Origin of the sequence: Paenibacillus sp. FSL R7-0026, from assembly GCF_038004485.1 — a bacterium.
Classification (GTDB): domain Bacteria; phylum Bacillota; class Bacilli; order Paenibacillales; family Paenibacillaceae; genus Paenibacillus; species Paenibacillus xylanexedens_A.
The window spans coordinates 873,765-889,476 of record NZ_JBBORG010000001.1; the positions used below are offsets into that span (position 1 = coordinate 873,765).

The window sequence follows — 15,712 nt, forward strand, 5'->3', positions numbered from 1 at the left end:
AGCCGCTTGTTTGTTTCGTCTAACATCTTAACGAACAGTCTGTATTCAGTGGTATGGCACCCGTTGATGTTCAAAGATGTAGAAAATCATTGGGCTAAGGATGCTGTCAATGATATGGGCTCTCGCCTCATTGTGAATGGCATTGGTAACGATCTATATAATTCAAATACGGATATGACACGTGCTGAATTCGCAGCGATTATGATGAAAGGCTTGGGACTGAAGCCAGTTGATGGCAAGGCGCCTTTTGCAGATGTGGATGCTTCCGATTGGTATCATTCCGCTGTTGCTGCAAGTATTGAGGCGGGTGTGATCAGCGGCAGAGGAGCACATGAACTGACTTCGAAAGCCAACATCACCCGTGCTGAGGTTGCAGCTATCGTCCAAAGAATATTGAAGGCTTCTGACTTGATTTAAAGCACCAAAAGGGTTCCCCCATGCAGGAAGAACTGCATAAAGGGAGCCCCTTTTTTCTTTGTTCCGATACCATTTACTAACTACAGTAGTCTAAAACTCCCATCATCCCAATTGGTAATTAATATACATGCACACCCGTACCAAGCACGGATTTGTTTTGTACGGAATTACCGGATAGATATACCTTTTGCAGATTAGGTAGCTGGCTTAGGGTCTCTATATTGGAAATGGCATTGTTCTCAAGATGAAGTTCTTCTATGGCCTGCCAGTTGATCATGAATTCGAGAGAAGCCAAATTGCTGTCTTGCATAGTGAAGGAACGCAGGGCGGACAGTTTGGCAAAGTAAGGCATCATTTGGTCAACTTCAGTAACAGAGGTGTTGTTTATGCTGAAATACGGCTGCTCTAAGGTTAAATGTTCAAGCACGCTGTTCTCCGCGGCCGCCTTTTGTTCAAAGTTCAGCCTGCACTCGGAGCACATCAGAGATTTCACCTGATTTAAACGAAATAAAGCATCGCTCTCCTTATATAGTGATGAGTCGTAAATGTTTAGGGTCTCTAGGCTGGACAAGCCGTCCAAGGCGGCAAGACGGGTTATTTCACTGATCTCCCAGAGCGAGAGTTGCTCCAGTTTCGGGAATTTACCCAGCGCAGCCAAGTTCAACTCGCCACTTCCGCCACGGAGCGTCAGGCTGGTTGCAGCTGGCGCCTTCAGGCCCGAGAGAAAGGAGGTTGGTATTTCCACTCGCTCTACTTTAGGCAGTGTCAGCGCTTCTGCATTCTCGTAGTAGCCAGACAACGTTAATTTCCGCAGAGAGGGCAGACTGTTTATGGCTTTTACCGAACCAAGCTGACTTAGAGAAGCCAGGCGCAGCGTAGTAATGGAGTTTTTACCAGCCAAGCGCTCCAGACTGGAGAAGTTTACATTTTCGATATCTAACGTTTGTAGAGCAGGCATATTTTGCACAAAGTCGATGGACTTTACGTTCGTTAAATAGGACAACTGAAGCTCCTGAAGCTGGGTCAAGGCATATAGCGGCTGCAGGTCTGTGGTTTCACTGTACTGTATAGACAAGGATGATAGCCCGGTCATGGACGACAACCATCCGAGTTCATCGACAAAGGTGAGCGACAGGGACTTGATTGGCAATTGGTTTAACAAGTGAAAATCTGTTACAGACTCATCCACATAGGTAATGGATAAAGAGTTCAGATTGGGGAATTCCAGTAGTAGGGCCAACTCCTGATTGCTGCGAAGCTGAGTGGAAAGTTCCGTAATTTTAGACTTGTCGCCAAAGTAGCTCGAAAATGTACTGAAGGATTCGTTAAAAGCGCCAGCATAACTTTTTAATCCGGGCATATGGGCCAGAGTGGTTTGGTCCGTCTGGGATATTTCATAGGTATTCGTCAGGTCCAATGCCGTCAGTCCCTTAAAAGCTTCAAAATCTCGCTGATCAATCCGCTGGCTATTCAGTTTCTTATCCTGAGTAATATAAGTGATCTTTTCGGCCTGTTCATCACTGAAGGGATCGGAGAGGCTATATGTAAACTTCCACTGATCATTCTCCGAATGCTCTACGGTTAAATAGCGAATACGAGCCAATTCCTCCTCTGTTGGCAAGGCGGCCCCTTTATCGAAGATATCTCGCAAAAATGAGAGCAGAACCTCGCTTTCAGGCATCTTTCGTACAGGCAGATTGGCTTCTGTTTTTGGATAGGTGGAGCTGTTGCTATAATAAAAATAAGTACCGATGGCGCCAGCTAGGACGAACATCAGTATCAGCATTACCTTTACGGAGGCAGTCTGCTTCGGCGTTGCCTTGGGAGGCGTTCCATGGTAATGATTAATGGTCTGGTCTACGTAATAGACATGATTTTGCTTCAATAAAAGCTCTGTTTCACAATAGGGGCACTTTAAAACCTCATCCTTCTTGTATTCAATTCTTCCGTTGCAATTGGGGCAGTTTAGCGGGATAAACGCCACGAATGTCCCCTCCTTCATTATGATGGTCATAAGATCATGCTGAACGGTCATCTGATTTCATTATACCTTGTGAATTTACGTTTGATGAGAGAAAGAAGTTTCACATAGCAAAGGAGCAGGGAAATCCTGCTCCTTTTTGATCTTTTTTAAGTATGGCTGGTGGTAGGCATCATTAAATAAATCATTAAGCGATCGAAGTAATCGGATGTTTAACTTGCACAGGGTAGAGATGTTCACCATGGGTTCTTACAAATAAACCTTCATTGGTGATCGAACTTTTTAGAACGATATCATCTGTTGCATCTGGCGTGAAATGAAAGGTTATTTTCTCCGTATCCTTATCTGCAATCTTATTCAAGATATCTTTCATATTCATTTCCTTTAAGCTAACAACGTCGAAGAGCTCAATATGATTATCTTCTTTCTGATAAATAACAATGACGTTTTCGTTTTCCAAGTAATAAATATCATCACTAAAGACATTCAGGCAATAAAACATGAGTATTCCTTGAGCATGATGGGTTGCGAAATGCTGAGAAACATGCAATCTTTCCGATGCCAATTTTTGAATAAGACGTAAATCCTCCGCGTTAGTTACATTTAGTTTTCGGATATTCGCAGGCTCGGGTGATTTTATTGCCGTATAATTCATCGAAAAAAGATGTTCTTCCACGGGTTTAAACCCAAACTTGGGGTAAAAATCAAGCACCGATTCATTGGCAAAAAGGTACATGTAATCGTACTTGTTCTCGTATTCCTCTAAAACTTTATTCATTAAACGTGTAGAGAGTCCTTTCCCCCGATAATCAGGATGTGTCATCACCGTGCCGATTTGAATCGCTTTTTTCTTCTCACCGTGAATGATGAGCTCAAGGATGTTAACGGAAACGTTGGCAATAACCTGGTCTCCATCGACATATGAATAAGGGATGTAACGCTCGCCCCAGTATCCTTGTTGATACCAATCTTCAAAATTGATCTCAAACGTGTTGACAGCAAGCTCAAAAAAACTCTTGCGCAGCACTTCATTGTTTTTATAATTCTTCATAAATATTAATTCTTGCATGGTATTACCCCCTTAATCCTCAAATGACTGTTTGTATAGTGGTACGATCCCGTATTTAACTATGTAAAATATGATTACAGGTGACAATTCTGCTTATAAGTTGTTGTTGGATAAGCAAGATTTGTAACAAGAGAAAGTGGAGTATGATACGGAAAGAGACGCGAGCGAGTTCGCGTCTTCTTTTTTTGCATGCTTTATAGGATATGCTTAAATGCAATTGAGTCAGTGAACTGTTTTTCACTATTGAGAATCTTGGTCCATTAATCTACGGCAAAATGCACGATTGCACTATATAACATCTTGTTGCGAAAAGGGTCAAATGTTACTTGATGTTGAACCTGCTTCACGCGCAGTATTAATGCTTTGTTCATTCCGATTCGCTCTTCGATCGCTCGTTCGAGTTCACGGAAGTCATAAGCCTGCAAGCATTCGACTTTGTCTTTGATCATATCCAGTGAAATTTCCATATATCATTCAGGCCTCCTTAAAATCTCGATTTGCAGGTTAAAAGCCTGTCGAGCTTCATTTTAGAGGAGCTTTTCCAGTTCGGCAAGTGCAATCGGGCTGAAAATCTAATAAAGACGTGATAAAATCGGGAAAGGGCAATTTTGAGATCATCGAACGTTCAATAATCTGAAGGTCTAATGGAAGTAATAACAGATACTGCTGTTTGAACAAAGTTACATTTGCATGGTATAAGTGAAGAAGAAGCTAGGACACCATAATGTGAATCGTAACGAAACTGCGAATGATCATGTAAATGATAGGCAAGCAGATGCATGAGTTACGAGTTTTACTATTTTAACTATTAATGAGGACAAAAACTGTCCTGGAATGTATAGAGGAGCTTTTGAGATGACAAAGGAAAACTTTTGGCGTGAATTGCCACGACCATTTTTTATACTGGCACCGATGGAAGATGTGACGGATGTTGTGTTTCGGCATGTCGTAGGTGAAGCGGGGAGACCGGATGTGTTTTTTACGGAGTTTGCGAACACAGAGAGTTATTGTCACCCGGAGGGGCACCATAGTGTGCGTGGACGGTTGACGTTTACAGCGGATGAACAGCCGATTGTGGCTCATATCTGGGGAGATAAGCCGGAGTTTTTCCGCGAGATGAGCATTGGTATGGAAAAGGAAGGCTTTAAAGGTATTGATATTAATATGGGCTGTCCTGTAGCGAATGTTGCGGAGAATGGAAAAGGAAGCGGCTTGATCTGCCGGCCAGCCCTTGCGGCGGAGATTATTCAGGCGGCGAAAGCCGGGGGACTGCCGGTCAGTGTGAAAACGCGTCTCGGATTTACTGAGGTCGATGAATGGCGGGACTGGTTAACTCATATTTTGCAGCAAGACATCGTGAATCTGTCTATTCACCTGCGTACGAGAGAGGAAATGAGCAAGGTGGATGCACACTGGGAACTGATTCCGGAGATTAAGAAACTGCGTGATGAGATAGCTCCTAATACACTGTTGACGATTAATGGGGATATTCCTGACCGTGAGACAGGCCTGAGACTCGTGGAGCAATATGGTGTGGATGGCATTATGATTGGACGCGGTATCTTCCAGAATCCGTTTGCTTTTGAGAAGGAGCCGAAGGAACACAGTAGCACGGAATTGCTTGATTTGCTACGGCTGCATTTGGATCTCCATGATCAATATTCCAAGCTTGAACCACGTTCGTTCAGCCCGCTGGCCCGTTTTTTCAAAATCTATGTTCGTGGCTTCCGGGGTGCTAGTGAGCTGAGAAACAGCTTGATGAACGCCAAAACCACTTCTAAAGTACGCGAATTGCTCGATGAGTTTAAAAGTAATGAACAGGTGGAGTAGAGTAAGACCTAATCATGGATACGGAGTATGATTCAGGTAGATTAATAGCAAAAAAAAGAAGCGGTAACTCTTCCGCTTCTTTTTTTGCTTTTCTGTTTAACGCGTATACGCAGGCTTTTCCATAGCGACCGGTTGAGGATTGGCAAGCACCCATAACACAGCCAACTCGGATAATCTGGCAGGCGCATCAAAATCGTATCCATTGCGAAGCCTGCTGACCAAGTCTGCTGCCTCTTGGAGAAGTGCGGGGGCGAGTGGCGTACCAGAGCCCAGGTGACGAATCAGCGCATCTAGCATCTTGCGATACTCCGCATCCCAGTTTCCTCCGCCATTATCTAATACTTCATGGGACACACGTCCTGTGATGCGAATGACCTCTCCCTGCACCGTTTGAGCGTGGCCCTGAGCCGGGATGAGATATTCCCACAGCTCTTGGTGCTGCTTGGGCCAGGTGGTTGCCTTTACCTGAATGGGTGCAGTTCCATCGTGCATGATCCGATTCGCTACAGGCTCGACATCAAATAGACGGTACAGTTTGATCAGCGCGTCTGAAACTCCATCGACCTTGTCCTTATTGAACTTCTCACGGACGAATTCAAAATCCTTACCGATCCGTTTCACCGATTCTTTCATATCCGGGGTGACCGATGCTCCGGCATCCAGCAGAATTGCGGCAATCTCTGCCAGATTAACTATATCGCTATTCCTGCAATTGACTAACCCCTTAGCTAATGGCGTATTACCCTGTTTATTTTCTGCGTTAATCGTAGCGCCCTGGTTTACCAACTCTTGAACCACTTTGGTTCTATACCCACTGACCGCTGCATGTAACGGTGTTTCATTTTGGTAATCCACAGCGTCCAGATCCGCACCTAATTCAAGGAACAGGGGTACATTTCCTGACCAGTGTGAGGCATGAGCATGTAGAGGCGTGCGTTGATATTTGTCACGTGCATTAATATCTGCCCCTTGATCTATCAGCCAGCGGACCAATTCATCCGAAATATGCCGAAAGCTGAGGGCCGTACCTTTGCTGTAGCCCCCGCGGGCATCCCATTCGCATTGCTCGAAGACCTCTTTTACGGTAGCGGTATCATTATCTTTAACGAGTTTTTCCATATGAGCAGGTAAGGTTGCTTTCTTCGTAGCCATTACACTCTTCCTCTCTTTTGTGAATAACAACGTATGTTCCAATGGTAGGTTATGACGATTTAATAGTAAGTAGATAATTTTCTGCAATTTTATCACATAGGGGAATTCAAAACCAATAACTGGGTTTCTTCCATCATCAATTTGGTTTGCTATGTTATAATTTAGATGAATGTTGATACTGGAGACGGATTGAAAAATATTTGAAATGATCGCCGCAATTCATGCGGTAGGCTTTTGATAATAGGAGGATTTATGTCCTGGAGTAAATTGAAGCAACAACTGGAGAGTTTTCTTAGTCCTGCGTTAGTTGGAAGGGTGGAGTACCGTGCCACCAGCTATCGCTATTCACCTGATAAATCAGGCAATTGTTATATTACTGTAGATAAAAAGAATGTACTCAACATGAGTGATACAACAACCCCAATCCGATGGTATCAGTCAGAGCAGGAGATCAAGAGCGACCCGGAAATCATGATTCCTGTGAGCGATGAAGAGATTGAAGCTATCAGAAAAGATTCCAAAGGACCCATTCCCGAGGATCGTCTTCAAGTCATGGCAAGAAGTAGAAAAATCTCCGTACATGCCAAAGAGCTTTTGTTGGCTCAGACCGCACTTAGTAAATCGAATTTTACTGTTGCAGCTACGACGTATCTATCAACTTCTATAGAGGATAATTTGGAGAGCAAGGATATCTTATTTAATATTCTGGCTTTAATGGACAGACGAGTTGGCAAAAAGCGAATTCTAAACATGTCGGAGCAGGTCAAATTAAAGCATCCAGCCGTTCAGTATTTTTATGAACTGCGTCGTCGTACGTTGTGAAAATAAAAGACTTATATTGTTGGGAGAAGATTTTTACAATTTTAGATTGAGACTAGTGTCAGCGTTAACATCAATACTTAAATTTATTGTATATAGAGTCTACACAATGCATCATGTATCACGTGTGCTGTAAGATGATGGGAGGACATCCACATGGCAAATACAAAAATTAAAACGCCAAAAAAAGACATCGTAGATTATTGGTTTTCAATTGTTGATGAATGTGGTTTAAGTGTTGATGTATCCGAGGCATTAGAGAGGTGTTGGAGATGTGGGTGTGAAGAACTATTAGAAAGGTGTCATATTATTCCTGACTCTTTAGGCGGTGAAGATAGTGCTTCTAATCTTGTTTTGCTATGTCGTAGATGTCATTTAGAAAATCCGAATATTGCCGATAAGGATGTTATGTGGGATTGGCTCCGAGCATATGGCACAACATTTTATGATACATTTTGGGTAGAACAAGGAATGAAAGAATATGAGTTTATCTATGGTAAAACTTTGAATCAAGAGTTTGCAGAGAGAAGCATAACCAACATTGATATGTTTAGTGAGATTGTTAGAGAGCAGATAAGAAACACAACATATCATTTCGGACATCCATATCTGAATTCTGCAACATTGGCGGGCATGTTTAGAGTTGCGTTGAAAAAATATAATGAAATTACTTAAAGGGACAATAGAATAAGTAGCTAATGTTATTAAGGAAATTAAAACATCTATACCTCAACGTAATCCTGTAGGCTTCTCGATCCAAGCTTAAACTCTCTATTAATCGTTTTGATATAGCTTTTAACTATAACCAGTTATGGTTTTTTAGTATCCCTTCTAACTGCTCTCAGCGTGATATGATCATTGTATACAACGAGGGGGTTTTTTACATGACTGATAAGTTCCAGATCGTAGGAAGTTTATTGCGGCCAGATGAGCTGCTGAAATATAAAACACAAATTGAACATAATGATGATATCCAATATCCGTTCTATGAAAACTACGAAGGATATGAGAAGTGTGAGACAGAGGCAATCAAACAAGTTGTCGCAAAGGAAATCGAACATAACTTGTCCGTGGTTACCGATGGCGAATTTTCCAAATCGATGTGGCATCTGGACTTTGTATGGGGATTTGGCGGAGTGAAGCGTTACATCGCGGATCACGGCTATTTTTTCAGAGATGTGGACGGAACTTCGAAATATGAAACACGCAAAGATATTGGACTGCGCATCACTGATAAATTGAGTGGAAAGAACCATCATTTCATTCAACTGTTCCAACAACTGCAAGACACGGCTGGCGAGCAACAAACCAAACTTTGCGTACCGTCTCCTTCCCATATTTTCGGTGAGCTTTCCTGGTCGGATAACATTGGTGGAACGGATGCTGTATATCAAAACATACAGGAACTCAAAGAGGGTCTTGTGATCGCGTATAAGGAATTCGTGGAGGAATTCGCTGCAGTGGGCGGTAAAATTCTACAATTCGATGATTGCTTGTGGGAACTGTTTGCAGACGACAACCCGAACTCTCCTTTTACAGGGGAAAATATTAATCAAGATGAAGTAAAGGGTCTTGCTACCGAATTCATTGATATTAATAATACCGTGATTGACTTTGGTCATAGCCTTGGCTTGAAAATGTGGACACATAACTGCCGCGGCAATTATGATTCCCGCAACATGGGTGGTGGATCGTATGCCAAAATTGCGAATCTGTTCCTGAAGCAATTGAAGTATGACCGTTTCTTCCTGGAGTGGGATGATGATCGTGCGGGTTCAATTGAAGCTCTGGAAGTGTTCAAGGACAGACCTGAAACGGAAATTGTACTGGGTCTGTTGTCATCCAAAACGAGTACACTCGATGATGAAGCACGTGTTGTCCGTTTGCTGGACGAAGCTTCCAAAATCATCGATAAGGATCGGCTGCTGTTGTCTCACCAATGCGGATTTGCATCCTGCGATGGTGGTAACGAATTAAGCGAAGCTCAGCAATGGGCGAAGATTGATCAAGGGCAGAAGATTGCAAAGCAATATTGGGGCAGCACCGTCTAGGATTCAAGCTGCATGTATTGTGACCTTATAAACACATTGCTTGATCAATAGTGTTCTGCACGATAATAAAACGGCGACTTTCCCTCTGGAATCTATCCAGGGAGAAGCCGCCGTATTTGTTGTGGAACGTACGTATGGTACGTTCTCATTTCTATAACTTTTTTAAACTAATGATGAGGCAAGCATGTCTTTCTTTATTACAGCGATTCACGCTTTGCCAGCCATTCCTTTTTCAACAAAGCATATTGATACGTATTCTCGTATTTCGGTGTGCCGTCCTCATTTTTGACAAATGAAATGAACTCCAAAAAAAGCCCTTCCCGGCGCATGCCCAGCTTCTCACACAGTTTCTGAGAACGGAAGTTATCATCCTCGACATAGGCGTACAGTCGTCTGATTCCCTGTTCCATAAAGAGATTTTCGATGAAAGCATTGGCGCTCTCACTGGCGTATCCTTTTCCTTCAAATCTTCCATTAAAATTCCAACCAATACTATACGTATCTGAATTCGAATCCTTACCTGTATCGGAATCCCGATCTTCCCTCATACCAAACAGCTCACCGATCAACTCGTTACTGTCTTTCAGGCAAACCGCGATGTGGGAATCGTCACTGCTTCTTTTTGCGACCTCTGCCGCAGCGTCTTCCAATGTTGAAATTCGTTGATCCATAAAACAATTTACTCTGGGATTTGCCGTGTATTCCAATAGTCCGGCTGCGTCCGTTACGGTGAAATTTCTCAGGATTAATCGATTGGTTTTAAGTATTTGCATAAGATGATTTACCTCCGGTTTTCATATCAATAGATTGGCTTTGTTCATGTTGTATCTCTTTTTATTTTACGAGACGCCCTATTCGTACTATAACTGGGTATTGCCTTGGGTTTGGCTTTGGTACTGTCTGACCGGGAGAACAATCCCACCAATTTCTCCCTATAGATATAACCGAGTACAAACCCGATTACAGCGATAACAGAAATAATAATGGCGATTGTGTATTGTTGCATATGAATCGTGGACCCTACAACGGTAGATGCGATGATCCATGGCAGACGACCAACGATAAGGATCGTGAAGAACCTAAACGAACTAATCGATGTAAGTGCGGCGACAAATACAAGCATGTCTTTGGGCAAGCCGGGAATTACGAAAAAGATGAATAAAAAAGCGGAGAACTTCTTCTCATCATGAATTAACGACATCCACTTATTATTTTTCTTTTGCATTAGCCGTGAAATATAGGCGCGACCGATAAAACGAGTGAAATAAAAGGCGATCGCTGAGCCTATAATCAAACCTATTGTAGTATACAAGGACCCAAGTGTAACCCCATAGATATAACCGCCTGCAATCTGTACCACTTCTCCTGGAATAGGTGCAACCACGATCTGAAGAATCTGGAATAAAATAAACATGACCGGACCCCAATGGCCTGTTGAATGAATATATGCTCTGAAGTTGTCTATGGAAGACATGATTTTAATAAGGGCAGGAGAATAATACACCAGTAGACCAATGGACAACATGATGAACAGACCCAACAATATGTTAATCATTACTTTTTTCGAAGGTTGTGGCATACCTGACGACCCCTTTGTCTAATAACTTCTACATATTTACAGTATAAGACGAAATTATTAAGAGATACCTACATAACTTCTGAAGAATTCTTAAGTCGATTGTATTTGCTGGTAGTCGCTAATAGCGCATATTATACTGAAATTAGACGGAGGGATCAGATGAGCAAGAAAATTCTAATTGCTGATGATAACAGTGAAATTCGTGAAATTGTAAGGATTTTGTTAGAGAGTGAGAATTATGAAGTGATTGAAGCGATAGATGGTCAAGATGCGATTGATAAAGTGAACGAAGAGACGGATCTCATTATTTTGGATATGATGATGCCCAATAAATCGGGGCTGAAGGCGTGTCTGGAGATTCGTGAACAAACAAGCGCACCGATCCTGTTTCTCACGGCGAAAACGCAGGATTCTGACAAACAATTGGCCTTTTCCTCAGGCAGTGATGACTTTTTGTCCAAACCCTTTTCCTATACAGAACTCGTTTCGCGGGTGAAGGCTTTACTGCGGAGGTATTATGTATATCGTGGCAAAGAGAAGACCGAAGAAAAGGACCAAATTATCGTTAAGGATCTTACCGTCCATCAGGATTCAAAAGCCGTGTTTGTTGGGGAGAAGGAGATTGCTCTGACTGAAATTGAATACCAGATCTTGCTGCTGTTGGCTAAGAAGCGACGAAAGGTATTCTCGGCAGAAAATATATATGAGAGTGTTTGGGGGCAACCCTACTTTTATACATGTAATAACACGGTGATGGTTCATATTCGTAATTTGAGAGGCAAACTAGAGGATGACCCGCAGAACCCTAAATATGTGAAGACCGTTTGGGGGAAGGGGTACAAAATTGAATAGATTATTAATCGGAAAAAAGCTGAAGATTAAACTGGTTCTGGCGGTTGTCATTTCTTTGGTTATTTCCATAAGTGCACTCGTTATTTTACAAGTTGTTGGCGAGACTGTATTGGATAGTTATTTAAGCAAATCCACTTTTGTAGAGAACAGGCAGCAAGATGCGCTTGATCGATTTGAAGCATTTGTGGATAACCAGAACGTGTCAACCCGTGATCATGAGCAATTGTCTGCTTGGATAAGACATGAGCGCTACTTAAATCTGTATATTTTTGCAAAAGACAAATTGATATTTTCCTCCAACACGGAGATTGATCCTGCCATTAATGAAGAGTTGTTAACTCAATTCGTGCCATCAAAGATACCCATCACCACCATCCATTTTGCGGATCAGGATGCCCAGATATACTTGGTTAGCTTTTATGAGTATCAATATTACAACCTCATTCTGATTATTGGTGTTTTTATAGCGGCCATTGTGTTCATTGTTTCCTTTCTACTGATGATTAATAAGAAAACATCTTATATTGGGGTGCTTGAACAAGAGATCAAAATACTCGAAGGTGGAAATTTGGATTATTCGATTACGATATCGGGAAAGGATGAACTGTCATCTCTGGCCCAGAGTATTGATGAGATGCGGAAATCATTTGTGGAGCGGCTGGACAGCGAGGAGAGGGTCAGGATGGCCAACCGTGAATTGATCACGGCGATTTCCCATGATTTGCGAACGCCACTCACGATTCTATTAGGATATATGGATATCATAGAGCTCAACAAATATAAGACACATGAGGATCTGTTGCAGTATATTCATAATAGCCGGGAGAAGGCCTATCAGATCAAAGTGCTGTCAGACAAACTATTCGAATATTTCACGGTATCCTCGGCCGCTGAAGAAGAGGAAGTAGAATTTGAAATGTATGAGGGCAGAGCACTTATCGATCAACTCATAGATGAGCAATTAGTGGTTTTGGACGATATAGATGTGCAGGTTCAGACAGATGCACATCATGAGGAGTTTTTGCTGGAAATCAATCTAGTCGCCATGCGTCGCGTAATGGATAACATATTTTCTAATATTCGAAAATACGCAGATCCAGGGCATCCCGTTCATATCCAGATTTCTTTGAAGCAACAATGGGTCATTCTTGCGGTGGAGAATAAGATTAAACATGGTGGCAAAAAGAATGATAGCAACGAAATTGGGCTCGTTAGTTGTCAGAAAATGATTCAGCAGCATAACGGGACGTTGACGGTGTCGCAGGAAAAGGATATCTTTTCACTACAGATTACGCTACCTGTCATCATCAATAAACCAACACAGACTCATATATAACGAATCTCTTGAAATGATGCTGATTGTCTTCCGTGGGATTTCTCTGGCTGTCTGATTTTGTTACCTTAGACTGCTGTAGTGGAGAAGCTTGCTAATAGGCATGGGCGAATGAACATCGCTCTACCATTCACACTATACAAAAAGAGCCATGCGACAGCATGGCTCTTACATATATCGTGAGAGGGCAAACCTCATGTTTTAAACAACAGGTGCATTCTGTTTCTTGAAATATTGTTCAATTAAAAACGCGAGCATCGGTCCGGGCTCAGCCTGCTGTAATTGAGCCTGATCGCCAAATTCCATGAGATACGGCTGTTCCGTAGTACAAGGAATCCAATGAGGCATCGTTTTTCCGGTGGAGTCCGAGCCGTTTGGGTCACCTGTAGCAATAAAGTTGGATAAATAATTGCACATCTGGCGGGCCAGATCATAATGCTTGCCTGTGAATGGCCGCCAGCATTTGGCGAGTGTTTCGAAGAAAAACCACAGATCGACGGAGTGAAAAGTGCCTGGCTGATCCCAGCCCGGAATCTCGGCGTCGAAGTTATAATAGTAGAGAGGCGTTTCAGACAGATGACCGCTGTTCGCCCGGATGGCGAGCAGAATGGCATGTTGGATCATGCGGACCGATGCTTGTTGCAGAGCATGTTCGATTTGGCCGGTATCAGCCTCACATAGCTGTAAAAAGGCAGGAGCATCCTCGCCAAACAACTCCACAGCCATCTGCTTCAGTTCTTCCAGATTGGCTGCGGCGGGACGGGTCCAAAATTCGGAAGACGTATGCCCCAGCATTACGGGTATCGCCTCGCGCTCCTGCTGAACAAAACGAGTAAACGGATCACCTGCGCAGAATTGTTCGTCGATGACGGTTCCCCAAAAGCTTTTGTATTCGAGTGCTTTGTCACGGAGATATTCAGCATCCAGTTGTCTCGCCTCAGCCAGGGAAGATACGCCCAGGAAGCCGAAAAATTCAACCCCTGCTTGCTCTGCATCCCTTAGTGTGGAACGGACAGAAGGCACGCGGACATTCGGGTACAACTCGGTAGCTACACCGCTCATGATGACGGCTCGCTGGAACAAGCCTTTATTTTGCGGAGAAGTCATCTGGCTGAGTACACTTCCTCCGCCTGCCGACTGTCCGCCGATGGTGATCTGGTCTGGATCACCGCCAAAGGCGGCAATGTTGCGTTTGACCCACTGGGTACCTGCTTGCTGATCGAGATGACCAAAGTTGGCGGGTGCATGGGGGGATTCGGCACTAATCTCAGGATGGCACAGGAAGCCAAAGGCATTCAGCCGATAATTAATCGTCACAACGACAATACCTCTACGAGCGATTCGCTCGCCATCAAATTCCATTTCGGCTGTATGGCCGACTTGTAGGCCCCCGCCGAAATACCAGACAAAAACAGGCAGCTTCTCGTCCGTACGCTTGGCTGGTGTCCAGACATTCAGATACAGACAATCCTCGTCCATGGGCAGGTCGGGATCAACGGCCCATTCACGGGTATAGATATTGTTATCATCGATGACTGTTGGGGCTTGCATGGAGATGGGGGCAAAATCAAAAGCTTGCAGTACACCTTCCCAGTACGACTGCGGCTGCGGAGCTCGCCAGCGATTCTCACCTACAGGAGGTGCGGCAAAAGGAATTCCCTTGAAGCTGGTAATCCGCGGGTCCGCCGCGGGCAGTCCTTGCAATTGTCCATGTTCTACCGTAACCATTCTAAGCATACAACAATCTCCTCTCTGGATTTAGCGTGTAAGCGTTACCGAACATCTGATCAACGTGGCATTAGAAAGGGGGAATCAAGGTTGAATCCGATTTGGCATGAGAGCAGTAGAGCCAGTAATTTGTATTTTATCAGCGGTGGTCACAAGCCAGCTAACCCTCACCAATGGGGACCAGGTGTGCGTGACGTTTATGCGCTGCATTATATTATCCGCGGCCAAGGGACGCTGGAGACGGGCGGCCGCGTTTTTCGGCTAGTTACGGGGGAAAGCTTTATCATATTTCCGCAAAAAGAGATTTACTATTATCCAGACCCGCAAGATCCATGGGAGTACGTCTGGGTGGAGTTTAGCGGTGAGGATGCCGGGCGGTTGCTGGGGCTGACACAGCTTTCAGAGGTACAACCCGTGGTGTCGGTCTCGCCGGAGACACTACAGCCTTTTTTCCATCTTGCCTGGAACGCGGGTGCATCATCCTATGAATTGCTACGGGCGGATGCACGTTTGCGTCTGCTGCTCTCCTACTATATGGAGCATTATCCGAAAGAGCCGCAGGTGGACGCCAAGGATTATGTCTGGCTGGCGAGAAAGTACATCGAGCAGAACTACTGGAAGCCGACATTGACCGTCACGGAGATTGTAAAAGCAGTTAATCTGGAGCGCAGTTATTTGTTTCGTCTGTTTAAGGCAGCAACCGGCAAGTCTGTTTTGGAGTATATTACATCCTGCCGAATCGAGCGCGCCTGTGAACTGCTGAAGACGTCGGGCCTGCCGATTCAATCGGTAGCCTATTCTGTCGGCTACAATGATCCGTTATATTTTTCCAAAGTATTTAAGAAAGCAACTTCACACACGCCAACAGCGTACATGATGCTGCACCGGACCAAAGTATAAC

Annotated in this window: 15 protein-coding genes; 8 read left to right on the plus strand and 7 right to left on the minus strand. The window is 43.8% G+C overall.

Going from position 1 to position 15,712, the window contains the following annotated elements:
• Nucleotides 1-66 precede the first annotated feature (66 nt).
• A complete protein-coding gene (locus tag MKY44_RS04045) occupies nt 67-417 on the plus strand; it encodes an S-layer homology domain-containing protein (protein ID WP_341009777.1) in 351 nt (116 codons plus the stop codon).
• 118 nt (nt 418-535) lie between these two features.
• Here the strand turns inward: MKY44_RS04045 and MKY44_RS04050 are convergent, their stop codons facing one another.
• From MKY44_RS04050 to MKY44_RS04060, 3 genes are all read right to left on the minus strand, one after another.
• Nucleotides 536-2,302, minus strand: coding sequence for a leucine-rich repeat domain-containing protein (locus MKY44_RS04050; RefSeq protein WP_341006100.1), 1,767 nt, complete (start codon nt 2,300-2,302; stop codon nt 536-538).
• Between the two features lie 283 nt (nt 2,303-2,585).
• Nucleotides 2,586-3,467 (minus strand): GNAT family N-acetyltransferase, encoded by an 882-nt coding sequence (locus MKY44_RS04055; RefSeq protein ID WP_341006101.1) that lies wholly within the window; start codon nt 3,465-3,467, stop codon nt 2,586-2,588.
• 260 nt (nt 3,468-3,727) lie between these two features.
• Nucleotides 3,728-3,934: a DUF2536 family protein gene (locus tag MKY44_RS04060; RefSeq protein ID WP_341006102.1), complete on the minus strand. Its 207-nt coding sequence runs from the start codon at nt 3,932-3,934 to the stop codon at nt 3,728-3,730.
• Nucleotides 3,935-4,322: 388 nt separating this feature from the next.
• On the opposite strand from MKY44_RS04060, the gene MKY44_RS04065 reads away from it, so the two are divergent.
• Nucleotides 4,323-5,297 carry a tRNA dihydrouridine synthase gene (locus MKY44_RS04065; protein WP_341006103.1) on the plus strand — a complete coding sequence of 325 codons (975 nt, stop codon included), beginning with the start codon at nt 4,323-4,325 and terminating at the stop codon, nt 5,295-5,297.
• A gap of 96 nt (nt 5,298-5,393) precedes the next feature.
• Here MKY44_RS04065 and MKY44_RS04070 read toward each other — a convergent pair whose 3' ends face one another.
• A complete protein-coding gene (locus MKY44_RS04070) occupies nt 5,394-6,449 on the minus strand; it encodes an ankyrin repeat domain-containing protein (protein ID WP_341006104.1) in 1,056 nt (351 codons plus the stop codon).
• A gap of 252 nt (nt 6,450-6,701) precedes the next feature.
• Between MKY44_RS04070 and MKY44_RS04075 the strand changes: the two genes are divergently transcribed.
• From MKY44_RS04075 to MKY44_RS04085, 3 genes are all read left to right on the plus strand, one after another.
• On the plus strand, nt 6,702-7,271 hold the full coding sequence (locus tag MKY44_RS04075; protein ID WP_192136012.1) for an SF0329 family protein: 570 nt from the start codon (nt 6,702-6,704) through the stop codon (nt 7,269-7,271).
• A 153-nt stretch (nt 7,272-7,424) separates the two neighbouring features.
• Nucleotides 7,425-7,943 (plus strand): HNH endonuclease, encoded by a 519-nt coding sequence (locus MKY44_RS04080; protein ID WP_341006105.1) that lies wholly within the window; start codon nt 7,425-7,427, stop codon nt 7,941-7,943.
• Between the two features lie 209 nt (nt 7,944-8,152).
• Nucleotides 8,153-9,319: a cobalamin-independent methionine synthase II family protein gene (locus MKY44_RS04085; RefSeq protein WP_076253801.1), complete on the plus strand. Its 1,167-nt coding sequence runs from the start codon at nt 8,153-8,155 to the stop codon at nt 9,317-9,319.
• A 197-nt stretch (nt 9,320-9,516) separates the two neighbouring features.
• Here MKY44_RS04085 and MKY44_RS04090 read toward each other — a convergent pair whose 3' ends face one another.
• Complete coding sequence (locus MKY44_RS04090) at nt 9,517-10,092, minus strand: GNAT family N-acetyltransferase (RefSeq protein WP_341006106.1); 576 nt, start codon at nt 10,090-10,092, stop codon at nt 9,517-9,519.
• A gap of 44 nt (nt 10,093-10,136) precedes the next feature.
• A complete protein-coding gene (locus MKY44_RS04095) occupies nt 10,137-10,898 on the minus strand; it encodes a TVP38/TMEM64 family protein (protein WP_341006107.1) in 762 nt (253 codons plus the stop codon).
• Nucleotides 10,899-11,057: 159 nt separating this feature from the next.
• On the opposite strand from MKY44_RS04095, the gene MKY44_RS04100 reads away from it, so the two are divergent.
• Both MKY44_RS04100 and MKY44_RS04105 read left to right on the plus strand, forming a co-directional pair.
• The gene (locus MKY44_RS04100) at nt 11,058-11,750 is read left to right on the plus strand and encodes a response regulator transcription factor (RefSeq protein ID WP_341006108.1); all 693 of its coding nucleotides are present in this window, start codon (nt 11,058-11,060) and stop codon (nt 11,748-11,750) included.
• Nucleotides 11,743-13,086 (plus strand): HAMP domain-containing sensor histidine kinase, encoded by a 1,344-nt coding sequence (locus MKY44_RS04105; RefSeq protein ID WP_341006109.1) that lies wholly within the window; start codon nt 11,743-11,745, stop codon nt 13,084-13,086. The genes MKY44_RS04100 and MKY44_RS04105 overlap by 8 nt, the downstream gene beginning before the upstream one ends.
• Nucleotides 13,087-13,284: 198 nt before the next feature.
• On the opposite strand, the gene MKY44_RS04110 is transcribed toward MKY44_RS04105, so the two are convergent.
• A complete protein-coding gene (locus MKY44_RS04110; protein WP_341006110.1) occupies nt 13,285-14,820 on the minus strand; it encodes a carboxylesterase/lipase family protein in 1,536 nt (511 codons plus the stop codon).
• A gap of 81 nt (nt 14,821-14,901) precedes the next feature.
• On the opposite strand from MKY44_RS04110, the gene MKY44_RS04115 reads away from it, so the two are divergent.
• Nucleotides 14,902-15,711 (plus strand): helix-turn-helix domain-containing protein, encoded by an 810-nt coding sequence (locus MKY44_RS04115; protein ID WP_341006111.1) that lies wholly within the window; start codon nt 14,902-14,904, stop codon nt 15,709-15,711.
• Nucleotide 15,712: the final 1 nt, after the last annotated feature.

Excerpts from the sequence above, each read along its gene's own strand:
- MKY44_RS04045 (WP_341009777.1), top strand. The coding sequence starts at position 67 with ATGTTCAAAGATGTAGAAAATCATTGGGCTAAGGATGCTGTCAATGAT.
- MKY44_RS04055 (WP_341006101.1), bottom strand. The coding sequence starts at position 3,467 with ATGCAAGAATTAATATTTATGAAGAATTATAAAAACAATGAAGTGCTG.
- MKY44_RS04060 (WP_341006102.1), bottom strand. The coding sequence starts at position 3,934 with ATGGAAATTTCACTGGATATGATCAAAGACAAAGTCGAATGCTTGCAG.
- MKY44_RS04065 (WP_341006103.1), top strand. The coding sequence starts at position 4,323 with ATGACAAAGGAAAACTTTTGGCGTGAATTGCCACGACCATTTTTTATA.
- MKY44_RS04070 (WP_341006104.1), bottom strand. The coding sequence starts at position 6,449 with ATGGCTACGAAGAAAGCAACCTTACCTGCTCATATGGAAAAACTCGTT.
- MKY44_RS04075 (WP_192136012.1), top strand. The coding sequence starts at position 6,702 with ATGTCCTGGAGTAAATTGAAGCAACAACTGGAGAGTTTTCTTAGTCCT.
- MKY44_RS04080 (WP_341006105.1), top strand. The coding sequence starts at position 7,425 with ATGGCAAATACAAAAATTAAAACGCCAAAAAAAGACATCGTAGATTAT.
- MKY44_RS04085 (WP_076253801.1), top strand. The coding sequence starts at position 8,153 with ATGACTGATAAGTTCCAGATCGTAGGAAGTTTATTGCGGCCAGATGAG.
- MKY44_RS04090 (WP_341006106.1), bottom strand. The coding sequence starts at position 10,092 with ATGCAAATACTTAAAACCAATCGATTAATCCTGAGAAATTTCACCGTA.
- MKY44_RS04095 (WP_341006107.1), bottom strand. The coding sequence starts at position 10,898 with ATGCCACAACCTTCGAAAAAAGTAATGATTAACATATTGTTGGGTCTG.
- MKY44_RS04100 (WP_341006108.1), top strand. The coding sequence starts at position 11,058 with ATGAGCAAGAAAATTCTAATTGCTGATGATAACAGTGAAATTCGTGAA.
- MKY44_RS04110 (WP_341006110.1), bottom strand. The coding sequence starts at position 14,820 with ATGCTTAGAATGGTTACGGTAGAACATGGACAATTGCAAGGACTGCCC.